Here is a 17459-nt window from a genome sequence, read left to right as displayed (position 1 = left end):
AAGTATTGATAAATACAATATTATTAGCCTAACAAAGCAGCTTTATCTTGATAAAATAATCAATTAATTAATCAAAAAATGATTTAAAATAAAATGAGTCAACAAGTCAATTTTTATACTTTAATTAAAGTAGTTCTTGATTGAATGATAAAACGTTAGCAACAAAAGAGGAGAAGACGGTGAAGCTGTTAAACGAGGCTCAAGAAGAGCAACTCAAGGAAGTCGTTGCACATCTACGGGAAGTACGCGAAGAAAAATCGATACGTTTAGAAGAACTAGCAGCTTACACACGTATTCGATTAGCTTTCTTAGAAGCTATAGAAGAAGGGCGATTTGAAATATTGCCAGAGCCTATTTATGTCCAAGGGTTCATCCGCCGCTATGGAGATGCTATGGGACTAGATGGTGCTGCTTTAGCAAAAACTGTTGCAAGTATTTGTTCTCCTCCTGAAGAACCCAATCATGATAATCAGGAGTTAGATAAAAAACCAAGTTTATACATACCTCTTGCTGTTCCCTACGCCCTGTTAATAGCAGCCGCCTCCTTTGGACTGTTTTATATTCTCAATCCACAACGTTCAGTTGAATCTTCTAGTCAAAAGAAATCCTCACCGCTTGCTTCCGAACAAAAAACAGAATTTGCACCTCAGACTTCATCATTAGCATCATCCTCCAAACCAAAAGCTAGTTCACCTGTCGCCTCAACGACAACCAAGGAATCGCCTGGAGCAGGTGCGATCGCTCCAACTCCATCCCCCTCAAAAGAAGCGACAGCTATTACAGAACCCACCACTCCAAGCCCAAGCGCATCTCCTACAGCACAAACGACTCCTGTTGAAGTGACTCTTGAGCTGCAAGACAAATCATGGGTGCGAGTGAAAGTGGATGGCAAAACTGAATTTGAAGGGGAGTTAAACAAGGGAGATAAGAAAACCTGGACAGCACAAAAAGAGTTGACTATCCGTTCTGGAAATGCTGGTGCAGTATTAGTTTCTACTAATAACAAGCAACCAACACCATTGGGAAGTATGGGGAGTGTGAAGCAAGTTACATTTACTCCAGAAACCCCAGAAACCCCAGAAACTCCAGAAACTCCAGAAACAAATAACACACCAGAAACTGTTAATAGTCAATAGACATTAGTAGACATTAGTACTAAGACAAATGACTCTTAACTATAGTTCCGGCGTGCGTAGATGCCAAGTCGTCGATTGCTCATAAGCATAAGCGACTTGAAACAGTTGATCTTCTCGCAAAACATTGCTGATAAGCTGCAAACCAATTGGTAACCCATTGTTATCAAAACCACATGGCACGCTTAAACCCGGTAAACCAGCAAGATTTACGGGAATAGTCATCAAATCAACTAAGTACATACTCAAAGGATCAGCGGTTTTTTCCCCTGCTTTAAATGCAGTGGTGGGAGCTGTGGGACTGACTAAAACATCAACTTTTTCAAACGCTTTTTCAAAGTCTTGTTTAATCAGGGTGCGAACTTTTTGTGCTTTCAGATAATAAGCATCGTAATAACCAGCCGACAGGGTGTAAGTTCCAATCATAATCCGGCGTTTGACTTCTGCACCGAAACCAGCAGCACGGGTGCGACTATACATTGATATCAAATTATCTGCATCAGGCGCGCGGTAGCCATACTTAACGCCATCGTAGCGAGCCAGGTTTGCTGATGCTTCAGATGGGGCGATGACGTAATAGCTTGGTAAGCCATAACGGAACCGAGGACAGGAAATTTCTTGAATTTCCGCTCCCAATTCTTTTAATTGTTCGATCGCCGCCTTAACAGCTTCTTCGACTTGTGAGTCCAAGCCTTCACCAAAAGTTTCTTTAATGACACCAATTTTTAGCTTTCCTTTCGGGAAATCTGGTTTTAAGTTAGCGGTGTAGTCGGGAATTTCGACTTTTAAGCTGGTGGAATCTTTGGGATCATGACCGGCGATCGCCTGCAATAATATCGCTGCATCTTCTACTGTGCGTGCAAATGGTCCAATTTGGTCTAAAGATGAAGCAAAAGCCACCAAACCATAGCGAGAAACCAGTCCATAAGTTGGTTTCATCCCCACAACTCCGCAGAAAGAAGCTGGTTGTCTAATCGAACCGCCAGTATCGGAACCTAGGGAGACAACACATTCTCCTGCTGCTACCGCTGCGGCTGAACCGCCAGAAGAACCTCCAGGAACCCTTGACAAATCCCAAGGATTGCCGGTGAGTTTGAAGGCAGAGTTTTCTGTAGAACCCCCCATAGCAAACTCATCCAAATTCGTTTTTCCTACCATCACCGCACCAGCATCTGCCAGTTTTTGGGTGACAGTTGATTCATAAGGCGGTACAAAATTTTCCAGAATTCGAGAAGCGCAGGTGGTGGGAATTCCCTTAGTACACATATTATCTTTGATCCCAATGGGAATCCCTGCTAAAATACCGATTTCTTCCCCGGCGGCGATTTTAGCATCTACATTCCGCGCTTGCGTTACAGCCTGTTCAGCAGTAACGCATAAGAAACTGTGCAATTTCGGTTCTATTGCTTGAATGCGCTCTATTGCTTCTTGAGTAATTTCAACGGCAGAACGTTCTTTCTTGATTAGCTGTGTGTGCAACTCGCGGATGGACGCCATGATTGCTCCCTTTACGACTCAAGTCCTTGATTTTAGTACATTTTGACCGAAGAAAGAACTCAGAACACAGAACTCAGTAATCAGAATCATGAACGGTAAAAAGCGTACAGAGCAAGTGTTCTTAATGAGGGAAGTACGCATAAAGATGTCCAAGCGAGCGGAAAGTCTATGAGAAATACGGCGTCCTTGTTCAAATCCCCTAAATTTATGATGCTGTTGGCGAATAAATGAGGAGTCATACCCCCTAAGCTTCTCGTTAAGAGGCTCAGCCAGGGAATGCGCTACTAAGAGGCGGAGCCTCGGGTATTTAGATTGAGGCAGAGCCTCGTCCCCTGCATTTCCAGCCTGAGGCTGGAAACGAGCTTATGAGGGGCTAAATCCCTCATAAATTGACCAACAGCATCATTTATTTATGGGGATGTCCGGTTCTGTGTTCCTAGCTGCACTACTGAGTTTTTTTTAAGGTTCCTGCCCAGTTAGTTCAGCCGTGCAGATATTCAACTTAAAGGCGGCTTGAACTAAATTAAGATATGTACGCTCATCAGCTTAATTATTATTCCAGTCAGCAGGGCATTGCCCGCTTTTGTTCTTGAGAATTTTATAGCTTTTAGGAAATTAATAAAATGGTTAAAATTGTCACACGCAAATCATTAAATACGGGAAATGTCTATGATATTGGCGTAGAACGGGATCATAATTTTGTTACTAAAAATGGCTTCATAGCTTCCAATTGTTTCAATAAATCCCATTCTACAGCATATGCTTATGTAACATATCAAACCGCGTACTTAAAAGCTAACTATCGATTGGAATACATGGCGGCGCTGCTGACGGCTAACAGTGACGACACAGACAAGGTGCAGAAATATATTTCCGCCTGTATGAGTATGAGTATTCAGATAGAACCGCCAGATATCAATCGCTCTGAGGTGGATTTTACACCGTCAAATGGCAAAATTTTGTTTGGACTTTCCGCTGTTCGTAACGTGGGACAAAACGCAATAGCGTGTATTTTGGAAGTGAGAGAGAAAGGAGAGTTTAAATCCCTGGGTGATTTTTGCGATCGCGTGGATTTGGGTACTGTTAACCGTCGCACTTTAGAATCGCTCATTTACTGTGGAGCCTTTGATAAAATCGACTCCAACCGCAACCAACTTATCCAAGACCTAGGTTTAGTGTATGATTGGGCACAATCGCGTGCCAGAGATAGAGCGACTGGACAGGGAAATCTTTTTGATTTGTTAGGTGGCGGATTTTCTCATAATAAAAACAAAGTCCAAAATAGCTTTGAATCTGCTCCCAAAGCTCAACCGGTTCCTGATTTTCCTCCACAGGAAAAGTTACGGAGAGAAAAAGAACTTTTGGGATTTTATGTATCAGATCATCCTCTGAAAGCTATTCGCCAATCAGCGCGTGTTCTAGCTCCGATTAACCTTTCGCAACTTGGCGAACAGAAAGAGGAAAGTACCATTTGTGCGGTTGTCATGCTCAATGGCGTTAAAAAAGTGATGACCAAAAAAGGCGATCCAATGGCGATTTTGCAAATAGAAGATTTAACTGCACAATCAGAAGCGGTGGTATTTCCCAAAATTTATGAGCGAATTAATTCACTGCTTCTGGTTGATTCTAGGTTAATTATTTGGGGCAAAATAGACCGACGCGAAGACCAAACTCAATTGATTGTTGAAGATGTAGAACCAGTGGAAACAGTACATCTGGTGATGGTGGAACTCAATCTCCAACAAGCAGCGACTATTGAAGAACACCATCGCCTCAGAACAATTTTGCAAGAACAATCAGGAGACAAAGAAAAAGCAAAAGTACCAGTGATAGGAATTGTACAAGCCGGAAATTCTCGTCAACTTGTCCGTTTTGGACGACAATTTTGGGTACAAGATTCGAGAACAACTGTTCAGGCTCTTCAAAACGCGAGATTTTCTGCTCATGTACAATCGCTGACTAATGTTTAATGAAACAGGACGCCGCAAAGCAATACGGTTCGGATAAGACTTGATCCCGCCAACCCACGCTAGTCCGCACGGGCGGCGGGAACCCCCTTTTTCCTTATGACCGTTACGAGCAAGTATGCAAGCTTAAAAAGTATATTCCCTTCTCGGTACAAGATTACCTATCTTCTTCCTTCTCTTCTCCTGTCGGAGACGCTACGCGCCGAGAGCGCCTGTCCGCAGGACTTACGAGACGGCTTCCGCCGAACGTGTCCTAGCCGAAGGGACGCCGAAGAGTGGATCTACGTGGTCCAGAGGACACGCTGCTTTGAACGTGGTTCATTTAATCGGTATTCTTCTAGCTGCAAGGGAGTAGCTTATAAAAAACAGCAAATAGCTAGATAACTATTTTGCGTTTGCGTCATCAGTAAATTACCGTAGCTAACTTATGGTTGAATCGTTTTTTTAGTTACTTCTGCGGATGATATCTTCCTTGTGTACATGATATTTTTTATGCCATGAAGGTGTGTGTGGCAACAAAGGGGAAGGAGCAAAAACTGCATGACCGCAGATGATGTTAATAACTTTGTTGTATATTGCAAAAAAATTCAACCCCAATCTCAGGAAAACATCAAAAGGTTTTTTGAAGGGGTTATCGCTTTTCCTTATGACAAGGAACTCCTGTTGCAAGCTTATTTATTTTTGAATATTAAACAGATATTTCCTTCATGCTGTGAATTACTATTATTTGAAAAGTCCCCAATTGCTGATTATACAGATTTGGGTAAGTGCGATTTTGTTTATCTGACTTCATTCGGTAAAATTTTTATAATTGAAACTAAATTTATTGATACAGAAGCGACTGGGGCAACAGAAAGAAAAAGAAGAAATAAGCACAGAAATAAAGTATTCGAGCAGGTAATAACTTTAAAAAGCAGATTTAGTCAGTATTGGAATATTAAGCTAGAGCAATTAGAGTGTGCTGTTTTTACAACAGATCCAGAAATAGCCTGGCGAGGAAACGGTGTGAATGTTATCACCAAATCAATCCTCATAGATAAGCTCGAATATTGGAGAATGAATTACAGCAGAATTCAGGAGTCAACCCCTTCGGGGAATTCAAAATTCAAAATTCAAAATTCAAAATTGAAAACCCCACGGATAAATCCGGGGGCTTGAATAATGTTGCTCCGCATTTTTTCTTCTCCATGAAGAAATTCAGGGGCTTGTATCCTTTTGTTTTTCGGTCAGGAGGAGGCAGTGCGGTGGTGAGCCAGTCTGGTGCGCGGGTTCCCGAGGACAGTTCTCTTGGAGGGTTTCTCTCCGGGAGAAACTGTCCGTCCCGTTAAGGAACTGGCGTGCATGGTTCCCCGGCATAAAGCAACTGCCGTTCAGAAGTCAGAAGTAAAAAGGGCTTAGTGTCTCGGCGCGCTCGTACTTTTGCAGTACCCTTTGGGGGAGTTGGGGTTTACCCTACTAAATGTTACCCCGGAAATCAAATCTTCAGGTCTAGCCTATTTCAACACCCAAATTTGGGGAGCGCCTGCGGTTTTGCTCAATTACGTTCTGATAGGTTGGTTTCTGGGACAAGAAAAAAATGGCTTAGTTGTGCTGTTGTCAGTCGTTGGCAATGGTGCCAAAATCGCACTCGACTACCTGTTTATTATCCATCTGGGATGGGAAAGTACAGGCGCTGGAGTTTCCTATGCAACAAGTCAATATCTGTCGTTGTTAGTGGGATTGATATTTTTCTGCACAGAAATACAATGGTTTGAGGTACAAGCTGTAGTTGGAAAAATTTGGGACATAAGAGCTATAAAATCTACATTGACCCTCAATGGAAACATCTTTGTCAGCAATTTAGTTTTTATGTTTACGTCCTTAACGTTTTCTTATCAGGGGGCACAGATGGGGACGATTATCTACGCTCAAAATGCCTTGCTTGCACAGATATGCAATTTGAGCTTCTATATTGTAGAAGGATTGGGATTCAGTACAGAAACTCTAGTCGGAAATTTTAAAGGAAAAGGAGCTTCACAACAGTTAGCACCCCTAGCTCGTGTTTCAGTCTTAACTGCTGTGCTGGTGGGACTGTCTTTCGGTGGAGTGTGTTGGCTATTTCCCAATACTGTTTTTGGGTTGTTAACCAACCACACCGAAGTTACCGAAAACATTCATATTTTTGTTCCCTGGTTACTACTCGTCCTAATATATAGTTCAATAAGTTTTATGCTGGATGGTTACTTCTTGGGTTTAGCACAAGGGCATACCCTCCGCAATGTGAGTTTAGCCGCTCTTATAGTGGGATTTGTGCCTACTGATTTTGCCGCTATTAAGTTTTCGAGTAACCATATCTTGTGGTTGACTTTGTGTTTGTTCTATGCAATCAGAATGGTGATGCTTGGGGTACAGTTGCTTAGGACATTTAGGAGTGATGTTGAGGATGATGGTGTCTCGGTAGAGATTAATACAATTACCGCTGCTAAGGAGTTACCTCTTGACTAGGATTCAAAAAATGACCTCCTGCTTCTCCAATTCCTGGCAACAATAACTTAGAAGCGGCAAATTGTCTGTCGAAATTTACCTACCGATAAACCGTGAACCACCGCACAGATTTATCGGGTCAATTCCTATTCCTTAAAGCTAACTGAAGAACTGACCCATCGAGATTGTGAGGGTTACAATGAATTGAAAGAGAACTAGAAAGCCTTCTCATCAAGCTCTAGATATATCATTCGTGTATAAATAGAAGTACCAAGAGTCGGAGATACCCAGCCCAAGATAAAATAGTCTTCTAAAGTATTTGAAATATTAACTTGTGAATGATCGTAAACGGGCAAATAAGCATTTTTAATATAGTCATCTGTTAGACGATCTAGCCCTATTAAAATAGCTTTTCGAGCAATTCGATTGACCTGTTTAAGAAAAGTATGGATATCTTCTACCAAGAACAATGCGCTTAAAGAAACAACAAAATCGTAGGATTTACTTTCTATCTTAGGAAGACCATCTTGTATAGTCTGATGTATAGTTTTATAACCTCGTTCAGAAGCATATTTCAGCATACCTCCTGAAACATCAATTCCCGTATATTCAAAATCTCCTTGGAGAACTTCACTTAGCAGTCCTGTCCCACATCCAACGTCTAGGACACTCCCTGTTTGCTGATTATACTTCTGAAATATTTTTTTTGCCTCATTATAAACTTGAACATTGCATTCAGGGCTTTTCGCCGCTTCATCATATTTTTCCGAAAATTTATCATAATACTTTTCTATATCATTTTCTTGATTCATTCTGACCTCTCGTATTTTTACATGAGTTCGACGGGTTAATCCAGGTGCAAAGCACAACCTTGACTTTCCTCATAATAATTCAATACGGTTAAGTAGGGGTTAATCTAGGAAGTATGTTATTAGAGGCAAGTAGTACAAAATCTCAGTTTGTAGTATGACAGAACATGGCTAAAACCTTTATTCTTTCATTCCACTCTTGTGGTGACTTTGGGTAGATGAGCGCGAGCTAGGTCTAGATATTTTCAGAGAAAACGATAGCTGAAAAGTATATACAGTAAAACTTTCAGTCTCTTTTCCCCCTCATAACACGGTCGCTAGAGCTACCCCTAAAACTATTGTCGTAAACGCTCGCTCGACAATGACACAAACCATATCATGAACACTGATAAACGTTGGAGTGTGTACGACCGCTACAGTAACAATATTTATATAACTGAGGAGCGATGGGAACACATTATTGATCCAGAAAACCATCCAGAGATGGAAGAATGTGAGGATGAACTAAAACAAACCATTCGTTCTGGTCGTCGGACTCAAGACCCATTGAATCCGCAAAAATATCGTTACACTAAGGCATTTGATGATTTACCTTTTGGCAACACTCACATAGTCGCTATTGTTCTGTGTCGCTTTAAAGAAGGGGAGTTGGGTCAACCGATACCAAATAACTACGTAGTCACGGCATATCAAAAGGTGATGGGTTAAGTATATGAGCAAGCCAAGTGTTAAATATGATGAAGCAAGCGATACGTTGACTGTTTGCTTTGAACCAGGGTCAAAAGCAACGGGGATAGAACTGACCGACCATATCTTGTTGCGAATTAATCAACAACAGCGTCAGGCGGTAAGTATCGTTTTTTTTGAGTATTCGGTGTTGGCGCAAAAAACAGAGATGGGAAGCCGCAGCTTCCCCCTAACTGGTTTATCCCAGATATCGAACGACCTTAGAGAGATGGTCTTTGAGATTTTGTTGTCTGACCCTGTGTCTGATTTTTTACACCTTTCCGCTTATACGGTTTCTTTGGTGGAAACTATTCCCATCGTTTCTATCCAACCCATGCCCGTTGAAATGACTCAACTTAGTGCCTAGTACCAAATCAAAATTGAGCTCTCCCTGAGCTAAAGCCACAGGGATTCTAACATGTTTCATCACTGAGTAGGTCTTTGATTTGGTGAGGGAGCATGTCACTCAAGTAAGACTTGTGCAAGCTCAAAGAGCGACTTATAAACAAATCTTAAGGTAGCAACATTCAACTAAAACGCACGGTTTGGGTTGCAACGGTTATGCTGATTAAAGTGGCAGTTGACACTTATTCTAGTGTTAGCTTTCTTTCACGCGGAATTTCCCACGGGTTGCATCCTTAAACGCGCAGATGCAATACCAGGGACGATAAGCGCACAAACAAAAGAAGGTGTTGAAGTGAAGACACTTTTGGTTATTATCATTGGTTTCTTACCGTCCCTATTCTCCCTGTGGTTGATGCGTAAAACCCAGGCTAGAACACGTTCGCAGTTTAGGCGAGCAGCTACGAGTTCTCCTGCACGGCGAATACGGCAGAATACCATAAGCGATCCGAGCGATCGCTATTATCTCGAAGGAGTCGGCTACCTGATTGGCGACATCAGCTGCCAATTTAATGCCCGTTCTGGCTACTTGCGCTGTGCTGTCAATCCCAGCGGACCATGCGAAGGTTGCCGCTATTATCAACCTAAGGAAACCGTTTGTAGTGAAAATAGCTCGTCAGACTTACCGTATTGACTAATAAATAAAAATCTTCCTTTTACATTTCTCCCTCTTTGTAACGAGGAATGATGGAAATGGACACAGATAATGAATCTGTGTTGATTTTTTTGTGTTTATGCTTCCAAATAAACTCAACCTATTTTTTGCAAAAACTTTACTGAATACTGATAAAGGATGATTGATTAATGTGACACTCAAAAAAGTGTCTATTTTGAAACAAAAACACCGGACAGCCGCAGTGTGTCATGTATTTATAATACCTTTCTAACAAAATAACTAGAAAAATATACGTTGAAGTATTCAGCATCAATAGCAACAGATAAGGAAAAATTTTTTCAAATTACATGGAACATTTTGGTTAGTTTTTCGACCTTGGATTTAAAAGCAATACCTACAACATTTGGTAAAGATTATGAAACGGTTGCTTAAGTCCTTTGTGACAATTTCTGCATTGTCCTCTGTGGTAGTTGCTCCTATTTTTCTCTCGGCTGGTCAAGCTTCTGCTTTGCCTCAACCAACACAAAAGGGTACTGATGCTAACTATGTTGGTGTTGGTGTTTCTGCTGGTGTTACCAATGGTGGGCAAAACAGTGATGCTGCAGGAATTGGCGGAAATGTCACAGGTCGCGTGAAATTAGGAGACACACCTTTGTCTGCACGTGGTCATGTCCTTTGGGGCGATGAAACAGCTGCTATTATCCCACAAGTTTCCGCAGACCTAGGGATTGCAAAAGGTACCAATGCTTTCGTAGGTGTTGGTTACTCTTTTGTAGAGGACAAGGGCAAACCAAGTCCGTTGGGCAACAAAGATGGACTAGCGCTGACTGCTGGCGTAGAATCAGAACTCGGTAATAGCTTTATGGTCTACAGCAACGCTACCTTCGGAATTGATGCTTACAAAAATAGCCCTGCTTCTGCCCTCAGCCTTAATGGTGGTCTAGGCTATCGCTTTAAATAAAGCTGTAGTTCAAGTGTCAGGTTGAACATACAGCTTAACCAATGCTTACAGGAGGTTAACTCCTGTAAAGTCAAGAATTATAGACGAACCATTTGCCTATTTAAATGCGCCAAATGGCAAGTTATAACTCCTAACTATAGTATAAGTAGTATTGCTGGGTTTATCTAAGTGTTACATCACTGAAAAACCCAGCTTTTTGCCATGTTAAAATCAAATTATTCCTCTTAATTCCGACCGGATTTACGGAAATAAATAAGCCGAAAGGGTGCTTCTAAGTTACGCTTCGGCGCGTTGAGATGATTTATTTAAAAAATTCTGTACCACTCCAATGGTTAAATCTGCCCCTCCCCTGACCGCAAGCCGTAAGCCTTCCAAAGTAGAAGCAATCAAGGAACGTAGCAATTCTTTGCGTGAACCTGTTGCAACTGAAATACTCCAGGACACGACCCACTTTAGTGAAGATGCTATACAAATACTAAAGTTTCATGGTTCTTACCAGCAAGATAACCGTGACAATCGGGTCAAGGGACAGGAAAAAGATTACCAGTTCATGCTGCGGACGAAAAATCCAGGTGGATTAGTTCCGCCGCAACTGTATCTGACTTTAGATAAGCTGGCTGATGAATATGGTAACCACACCTTGCGAGCAACCACGCGACAAGGGTTTCAGTTGCACGGGATTTTAAAGAAAAATCTTAAGGCATCAATGGCTGCCATCATTAATAGCATGGGTTCGACCCTGGGAGCTTGCGGCGATCTGAACCGCAACGTGATGGCACCTCCAGCACCGTTTAAAAATAAGCCTGAGTATCAGTTTGCCTGGGAATACGCTGACAATATTGCTCAATTGCTCACACCCCAAACAGGTGCTTATTACGAAATTTGGCTGGATGGTGAAAAAGCAATTAGCGCCGAAGAAAACCCAGAGGTGAAGGCGGCGCGAGAAAAAAATGGCACTGGCACAAGCTTCCACGACAAGGAAGAACCGATCTACGGGACTTACTATATGCCACGCAAGTTTAAGGTTTGCGTGACTGTGCCAGGAGATAACTCGATAGATTTGTATAGCCAAGACCTCACTTTGGTGGTCATAACTAATGACAAAGGAGAGTTAGAAGGATTTGATGTCTTTGCAGGTGGCGGCTTAGGACGGACACACAACAAAGAAGAAACCTTCGCCAGACTCGCAGATCCAATTTGCTATGTAGACAAGGATGACGTTTACGATATCGTCAAGGCGATTGTTGCCACTCAAAGAGATTATGGCGATCGCACTGACCGCCGTCACGCCAGGTTAAAATATCTCATCCACGATTGGGGCGTTGAGAAGTTCCAATCTATGGTCGAGAAATATTTTGGCAAACCGCTTGCACCCTTCAAGCCACTACCAGAGTTCAAATATCATGACTTCCTCGGGTGGAATGAACAAGGCGACGGTAAGCTGTTCTTGGGTATTTCCATCGACAACGGTCGGGTTAAGGATGAAGGCAACTTCCAACTCAAAACCGCTTTGCGGGAAATTGTCGAGCAGTTTAACTTGCCCATCCGCCTAACACCCCACCACAACGTCATTTTCTACGACATAGAACCAAAGAACAAGCAAGCTATTGAAAAAATTCTCAACCGTTGCGGCATCGTTTTTGAACCAGAGAAAATCGACCCCCTTGTGCGGTATGCAATGGCTTGCCCAGCTATGCCCACTTGCGGTTTGGCAATTACCGAATCAGAACGGGCGATTCCAGGAATTTTAGACCGGATTCACGCGTTGTTAGATAAAGTGGGTTTACAAAATGAGCATTTTGTGGTAAGGATGACGGGTTGCCCTAACGGCTGCGCTCGTCCTTACATGGCAGAACTGGGCTTTGTAGGTAGCGCTCCCGAATCTTACCAACTTTGGCTGGGAGGTTCGCCAGATCAAACCCGGTTGGCGTTACCTTACATGGAGCGTCTGCACCATAATGACATAGAAACCCAGCTAGAACCGATTTTTGTCTACTTCAAGCAGCAGCGCCAGCCGCAAGAAAAATTCGGTGATTTTTGCGATCGCCTTGGTTTTGATGCCATCCGCGAGTTCGCCGCCAAGTACGAATCTCAAACTGTAGCACCGCCAGAAATCACAGACGATGCTGATGGTTTGGTGGAGACAATGGCAGATTCTACCACTGCGCCAATTACAGAAGAGAGTGAGCGTCAGGAAGTGGCGATCGCTAACACAACGACTGCTAGTAGCAAAACACGTCGGCGCATCACCCTTCAGGATGAGGTTTATAACAAACTGAAGGAAATCTCCACGCGTCAAGGCAAGCCGATGACCAATTTGGTGAACGAGGCGCTTCTAGATTACTTGAAGAATCTGTAGCGCATAGCATAAGGTCGGGGTACAGCATGCTGTGCCCCTACAACCGACTTGTATTGCACCCAACAGAGAGTGTGAGGCGATGCAAAAAAGTTAATTTTTGTCCAAAGTCCAAAGAATGACAAAAAGCACTGGTTGCGCCTAAACTCCCAGTGCCGATCTCATAAAGTGTGAATATTCTTTTTTTATCATTAATATTTAATCTAAGTTGTTTCAAAGCTTGTAAATAAACGTCCTACAAATCCCACCGTGATATATAGATAAACATCTTACAAATCTCACAAATCCTACCGTGATATATAGATAAACTAACTAAGGAAAATCTAATTACTCTGTAACCTCCTCACGTTTTTTATAAAAATCGTGGGGTTTTATTTGTTTTGAGTCAGTGATACCAAATCCGCTTTTCTAACCCCTTTTAGCCCAGGCGATGAGAATTACGTCAAGGCATAGGAAAATGAATTTGTACAGTGCGTAAGTCCTAAAAACATATGGGAAAATGCAAGCGTATTGGCATTCTTACTAGTGGAGGAGATTGCTCTGGTTTGAATGCGGTGATCAGAGCTGTTGTCCATTGTGCTTGTGGAAAAGGTTGGGAAGTGCTGGGAATTCGTCAAGCAACTCTGGGATTAATGGCGCGTCCACCCCAATTCACAAAACTGGAAATCGACCAAGTTGACCCGCTGTTAACTTCTGGTGGGACAATGTTAGGAACCACCAACAAAGGCGATCCTTTTGCTTTTCCTATGCCTGATGGCAGTGTATGCGATCGCTCAGAAGAAATTATTGCAGGCTACCATCAACTAGGTTTAGATGCTTTGATTGGGATTGGTGGCGATGGTAGCTTGGCTATTCTCCGTCGCTTGGCACAACAAGGCGGTATTAATTTAGTGGGTATTCCCAAAACGATTGATAATGATATTGGGATTACCGAACATGCCATTGGTTTTGATACGGCAGTTAATATTGCTACAGAAGCACTCGATAGGTTACATTTTACTGCGGCTTCTCACAGTCGAGTCATGATTTTAGAAGTCATGGGTCGTGATGCAGGACACATTGCCATTGCTGCGGGAATTGCTGGGGGAGCAGATGTTATTTTAATTCCAGAAATCCTCTACACGATTGACCACATTTGCTACAAAATTAAACAGCGCCAAGACAAAGGCAAAAACTATTGTTTAATTATTGTTTCCGAGGCAGTTCGTACTCAAGAGGGTGAAACTCTCACAATGACAAATCGTTTGGGTCAATCTCGATACGGTGGTATTGGTCAATACTTAGCTGATCAAATTAGCGATCGCATTGGTGCAGAAACGCGAGTCACAGTCTTAGGACACATCCAACGGGGTGGAACCGCTTCACCACTAGATCGACTCGTGGCAGGTGCCTTTGGTGTAGCAGCAGTAAATCTCATTGACGAAGGTAAATATGACTACATGGTAACGTGGCAAAATCGCCAGGTTTTTGCTGTGCCCATTGCTGAGGCGATCGCTCAATATAGAGCTGTCAATCCAGAGGATACTTTAGTGAAAACTGCTCGTGGTTTGGGTATTTATTTGGGAGATTGACATTAAAGACGTTGCACTGCAACGTCTTTAAAGTACCTTTACCTTGGCAAAAGTCAATCGAGCACTGGGTCGTTTTTCATGTTCTAGTCTAAACAAAAGTAAATTCAGTTGACATTCATTAAGGGAAAATTCTATATATGTCTTTGCGATGAGCTACACGCTGACAAATTAGTGTACTAGTCTCTTTATCTACCGTAATGCCAATTCTATAATCGCCAACGCGAATTTTATATTTATCAGGATATCCCTTCATCTTTTCCAAATATCCTAAATCAAAAGGATTGTTTGACTGTATTTCTTCAAATACAATCGGTTCAATACGAGCTTGCATATCTTCTGGTAAAGCTGCCAAGTCTTTGAGAAATCTTTTGGTGTATTCAACCTGCCACATTTTTGCCCTTCAGCGACTGGTAATACTTCCAAGCTTCTTCTTTAGAAAGGCGTTCGTTATCCTCTGATTCTGTCATTAAATGTACTAAACCATAGTTTTCTAAGATTTCTTCTATTTTTTCAAAATCAGCAATGGGAATTTGAACGGCTATAGGTTGCTGATTTTCGTCCATTACATAATGCTTTTGAATATCAACCATTTTTACCTCCTGTGGATTAATATTATCATTTTTGCCAGCCTGCACTAGTGGGTTATCGCTTGGAAAGTCCAGCAACAGAATAATCACAGTTAATCGCTATAATTTTGGTGAGTGTTAGGAAACTAGCCATGTTAGAATACGACCTGCCACGGTACTTGCCCTCAGCCGAAGAACTACCCGACTCTGACGAAACGCCTGTGGATAATGAACTGCAAGAGTTAATACCAGGCTTGCTGAAGGCAATACTGCTAATACTTTGGGCAGAACGCATGGACTGGTTTTTTGGCATAGATATGGGTATTTATTATCACCCCGATAAAGCGCCGATTGTACCAGATGGGTTTTTGAGCTTAGGGGTAGAACGGTTTTATGATGAGGAATTGCGTCCCAGTTATGTGTTGTGGGAAGAAAAAGTTGTACCGACTTTAGTGTTAGAGGTGGTATCTCAAACTTATCGTAAGGAATATACGACTAAATTAGATGAATATGCAGATTTAGGTGTACTTTATTACGTAATTTATTCTTCTCGCCGTCGCCGCAAACCGCGTTTGGAAGTGCATAAATTAGTTAATGGCAAGTATGAATTGCAAGTAGGAAATCCAGTTTGGCTACCGGAAATTGGCTTAGGAATTGGATGCGCTCGCGGCAATTATTCTGGTGTAACTAGAGAATGGCTTTATTGGTATGATCAGTCAGGAAAACGTTATCCTACCCCGCAAGAGAAGATTCAACGGTTAGCGGAAAAATTGCGATCGCTCGGCATAGATCCAGATAATGTTGACTGACGCTAATTCCCAGACAATCGACTTGTATTGCACTAAGAAGAACAACAAAACTATTTGTTCTGATTGCGGATGAGCCCTGTAAACCCAGCAACCCACAAAGAGGTAAACACCCATCCGAGGACGATATGCAGCCAGAAATACCAGCGCAATAGAATGTCTGAACGGGTTTTAAACAGGAAGGGCAAAGTTTTGTCACTTCTTTTTTTGCTATTTGGCAACCAATGACTCTCCTGATGAAAATCAACAATTGGCAGAAAGACATCAAGAGAATAAATCAGTGGATTGAAACTAGGATAATTTACTGCAACCTCAGAGTTGAGCTTTGATTCGTCGAATGGTGCAAAATTAGAAGAGGGTGAAATTAGCCCCACTTCGTAACCACGCCAAAAGAAGAACGTACCTAAAAACACGACTACCAATGAATACCACAAGGCACGTTGCGGTCGATAGCCATAAGCAATAGTTTTTCCTAGGAAACGATTCCAGAACAGTTCCCATCCCTTCAAACCGCCATAACTTAATCGGTCTCGTTGTTTTCCAATTAAAATCTCTATGGCAGCATCTTCATGACCATTAGTCCGCAACACTCCGGCTAAATGCTCATAGGGTTGCAGTGCAAATTCTCGTTCCGGTTGAAGCCGTAGCCACTTTAGCCGCTGTTTGCTATCAGGTGGGGATGACTCGCTGATTGTATTGTAAGTAAACCCATTGAGATGTAACCTATTTTCACCGGGCCAGCTCTTTGCCTCGTCAGCCAGCGTATTGACTCTGGCAAAACTAAGATCCAATATCATCTGCTGGGGATTATTTATTTGTTTGAGATAAAGGGTGTCATCGATTCTCGTACTGACTAGGCTGACTCGCCCTTGGGCTGTAAAGCTATTGGTAAAATAGACATCCCCTTCAATATTTGCTCCATTAATCACCAGAGCATACTTTTCCTGGTTGAAGAAATGACCTCTGTTGCAGGCTAAATCACCACCAATGCAAGCTCCCCACAATCGCACTTGCCCTTTCGCCTCAAAGCCATAGCTCAGGAAGACATCAGCCGTAATATTTGCCCCATCGGCAAACAGAGCATATCCTTTCTCGTTGAAGAAATGACCTTTACTGCAGTCGAGTTGACCACCAATGGAGGCTCCCAGCAGTCGCACTTCCCCTTTAGCTTCAAAGCCATCTCTCAGCAAGACATCAGCCGTAATCTTTGCGCTACTGGCAAGCAGAGCATATCCTTTCTCGTTGAAGAAATAACCTCCACTGCAGCTGAGTTGACCGCCTATGTAGGCTCCGGACAGTCGCACTGCGCCTTTCGCCTCAAAGCCATCACTCAGAAAGACAGCACCCGTGATATTTGCGCTCTCGGCAACTAGGGCATATCCTGTCTCGTTGAAGAAATGACCGCCGCTGCAGTTGAGAACACCGCCAATAGAGGCTCCCAGCAGTCGCACTTCCCCTTTCGCCTCAAAGCCATTTCTCAGGAAGACATCACCCGTGATATTTGCGCCATCGGCAGACAGAGCATCTCCTTTCTCGTTGAAGAAATGACCGCCGCTGCAGTTGAGAACACCGCCAATAGAGGCTCC

16 protein-coding genes are annotated in these 17459 nt (G+C 42.7%); 11 read left to right on the top strand and 5 right to left on the bottom strand.

What is annotated here, in order from left to right:
• Positions 1-179 precede the first annotated feature (179 nt).
• On the top strand, positions 180-1136 hold the full coding sequence (locus tag ACM0OZ_RS23735) for a RodZ domain-containing protein (protein ID WP_414585275.1): 957 nt from the start codon (positions 180-182) through the stop codon (positions 1134-1136).
• A 39-nt stretch (positions 1137-1175) separates the two neighbouring features.
• Here ACM0OZ_RS23735 and gatA read toward each other — a convergent pair whose 3' ends face one another.
• A complete protein-coding gene (gene gatA, locus ACM0OZ_RS23730) occupies positions 1176-2630 on the bottom strand; it encodes an Asp-tRNA(Asn)/Glu-tRNA(Gln) amidotransferase subunit GatA (protein ID WP_414585274.1) in 1455 nt (484 codons plus the stop codon).
• Positions 2631-3253: 623 nt separating this feature from the next.
• Between gatA and ACM0OZ_RS23725 the strand changes: the two genes are divergently transcribed.
• From ACM0OZ_RS23725 to gntT, 3 genes are all read left to right on the top strand, one after another.
• Positions 3254-4600, top strand: coding sequence for an OB-fold nucleic acid binding domain-containing protein (locus tag ACM0OZ_RS23725; RefSeq protein WP_414585273.1), 1347 nt, complete (start codon positions 3254-3256; stop codon positions 4598-4600).
• 537 nt (positions 4601-5137) lie between these two features.
• Positions 5138-5755 (top strand): hypothetical protein, encoded by a 618-nt coding sequence (locus ACM0OZ_RS23720; RefSeq protein ID WP_414585272.1) that lies wholly within the window; start codon positions 5138-5140, stop codon positions 5753-5755.
• Between the two features lie 261 nt (positions 5756-6016).
• Positions 6017-7081 carry a guanitoxin biosynthesis MATE family efflux transporter GntT gene (gene gntT, locus ACM0OZ_RS23715; RefSeq protein ID WP_414585271.1) on the top strand — a complete coding sequence of 355 codons (1065 nt, stop codon included), beginning with the start codon at positions 6017-6019 and terminating at the stop codon, positions 7079-7081.
• 194 nt (positions 7082-7275) lie between these two features.
• Here the strand turns inward: gntT and ACM0OZ_RS23710 are convergent, their stop codons facing one another.
• Positions 7276-7872 carry a class I SAM-dependent DNA methyltransferase gene (locus ACM0OZ_RS23710; RefSeq protein ID WP_414585270.1) on the bottom strand — a complete coding sequence of 199 codons (597 nt, stop codon included), beginning with the start codon at positions 7870-7872 and terminating at the stop codon, positions 7276-7278.
• A 375-nt stretch (positions 7873-8247) separates the two neighbouring features.
• Here ACM0OZ_RS23710 and ACM0OZ_RS23705 point away from each other — a divergent pair, with 375 nt between their 5' ends.
• From ACM0OZ_RS23705 to ACM0OZ_RS23680, 6 genes are all read left to right on the top strand, one after another.
• Positions 8248-8577, top strand: coding sequence for a hypothetical protein (locus ACM0OZ_RS23705; protein WP_414585269.1), 330 nt, complete (start codon positions 8248-8250; stop codon positions 8575-8577).
• A 4-nt stretch (positions 8578-8581) separates the two neighbouring features.
• Complete coding sequence (locus tag ACM0OZ_RS23700) at positions 8582-8962, top strand: hypothetical protein (protein ID WP_414585268.1); 381 nt, start codon at positions 8582-8584, stop codon at positions 8960-8962.
• A gap of 330 nt (positions 8963-9292) precedes the next feature.
• Entirely contained in the window at positions 9293-9631 is a 339-nt protein-coding gene (locus ACM0OZ_RS23695) for a DUF6464 family protein (protein WP_414585327.1), read from the top strand.
• Positions 9632-10028: 397 nt separating this feature from the next.
• Positions 10029-10574, top strand: coding sequence for a hypothetical protein (locus ACM0OZ_RS23690; protein ID WP_414585267.1), 546 nt, complete (start codon positions 10029-10031; stop codon positions 10572-10574).
• Between the two features lie 328 nt (positions 10575-10902).
• The gene (gene sir / locus ACM0OZ_RS23685; protein WP_414585266.1) at positions 10903-12933 is read left to right on the top strand and encodes a sulfite reductase, ferredoxin dependent; all 2031 of its coding nucleotides are present in this window, start codon (positions 10903-10905) and stop codon (positions 12931-12933) included.
• 488 nt (positions 12934-13421) lie between these two features.
• The gene (locus tag ACM0OZ_RS23680) at positions 13422-14501 is read left to right on the top strand and encodes an ATP-dependent 6-phosphofructokinase (RefSeq protein WP_414585265.1); all 1080 of its coding nucleotides are present in this window, start codon (positions 13422-13424) and stop codon (positions 14499-14501) included.
• Positions 14502-14619: 118 nt separating this feature from the next.
• Here the strand turns inward: ACM0OZ_RS23680 and ACM0OZ_RS23675 are convergent, their stop codons facing one another.
• Together ACM0OZ_RS23675 and ACM0OZ_RS23670 are read right to left on the bottom strand one after the other, a co-directional pair.
• A complete protein-coding gene (locus tag ACM0OZ_RS23675) occupies positions 14620-14892 on the bottom strand; it encodes a type II toxin-antitoxin system RelE family toxin (RefSeq protein ID WP_414585264.1) in 273 nt (90 codons plus the stop codon).
• On the bottom strand, positions 14879-15178 hold the full coding sequence (locus ACM0OZ_RS23670; protein WP_414585263.1) for a hypothetical protein: 300 nt from the start codon (positions 15176-15178) through the stop codon (positions 14879-14881). The genes ACM0OZ_RS23675 and ACM0OZ_RS23670 overlap by 14 nt, the downstream gene beginning before the upstream one ends.
• Before the next feature lie 41 nt (positions 15179-15219).
• Here ACM0OZ_RS23670 and ACM0OZ_RS23665 point away from each other — a divergent pair, with 41 nt between their 5' ends.
• Entirely contained in the window at positions 15220-15876 is a 657-nt protein-coding gene (locus tag ACM0OZ_RS23665; protein ID WP_414585262.1) for a Uma2 family endonuclease, read from the top strand.
• 50 nt (positions 15877-15926) lie between these two features.
• Here the strand turns inward: ACM0OZ_RS23665 and ACM0OZ_RS23660 are convergent.
• Positions 15927-17459 (bottom strand): hypothetical protein (locus ACM0OZ_RS23660; RefSeq protein ID WP_414585261.1); only part of this gene is annotated, 1533 nt, incomplete at its 5' end.

The organism is Scytonema sp. PCC 10023 (genome assembly GCF_963920835.1).
Classification (GTDB): Bacteria; Cyanobacteriota; Cyanobacteriia; order Cyanobacteriales; family Nostocaceae; genus Kalymmatonema.
The sequence above is the reverse complement of the archived record's forward strand: the minus strand, read 5'-3'. Positions and strand labels throughout refer to the sequence as shown.

Bases quoted from the DNA above. Each gene is read 5' to 3' on its own strand.
- gatA (WP_414585274.1), bottom strand. From the start codon at position 2,630: ATGGCGTCCATCCGCGAGTTGCACACACAGCTAATCAAGAAAGAACGT.
- ACM0OZ_RS23725 (WP_414585273.1), top strand. From the start codon at position 3,254: ATGGTTAAAATTGTCACACGCAAATCATTAAATACGGGAAATGTCTAT.
- ACM0OZ_RS23720 (WP_414585272.1), top strand. From the start codon at position 5,138: ATGACCGCAGATGATGTTAATAACTTTGTTGTATATTGCAAAAAAATT.
- ACM0OZ_RS23710 (WP_414585270.1), bottom strand. From the start codon at position 7,872: ATGAATCAAGAAAATGATATAGAAAAGTATTATGATAAATTTTCGGAA.
- ACM0OZ_RS23705 (WP_414585269.1), top strand. From the start codon at position 8,248: ATGAACACTGATAAACGTTGGAGTGTGTACGACCGCTACAGTAACAAT.
- ACM0OZ_RS23700 (WP_414585268.1), top strand. From the start codon at position 8,582: ATGAGCAAGCCAAGTGTTAAATATGATGAAGCAAGCGATACGTTGACT.
- ACM0OZ_RS23690 (WP_414585267.1), top strand. From the start codon at position 10,029: ATGAAACGGTTGCTTAAGTCCTTTGTGACAATTTCTGCATTGTCCTCT.
- sir (WP_414585266.1), top strand. From the start codon at position 10,903: ATGGTTAAATCTGCCCCTCCCCTGACCGCAAGCCGTAAGCCTTCCAAA.
- ACM0OZ_RS23680 (WP_414585265.1), top strand. From the start codon at position 13,422: ATGGGAAAATGCAAGCGTATTGGCATTCTTACTAGTGGAGGAGATTGC.
- ACM0OZ_RS23675 (WP_414585264.1), bottom strand. From the start codon at position 14,892: ATGTGGCAGGTTGAATACACCAAAAGATTTCTCAAAGACTTGGCAGCT.
- ACM0OZ_RS23665 (WP_414585262.1), top strand. From the start codon at position 15,220: ATGTTAGAATACGACCTGCCACGGTACTTGCCCTCAGCCGAAGAACTA.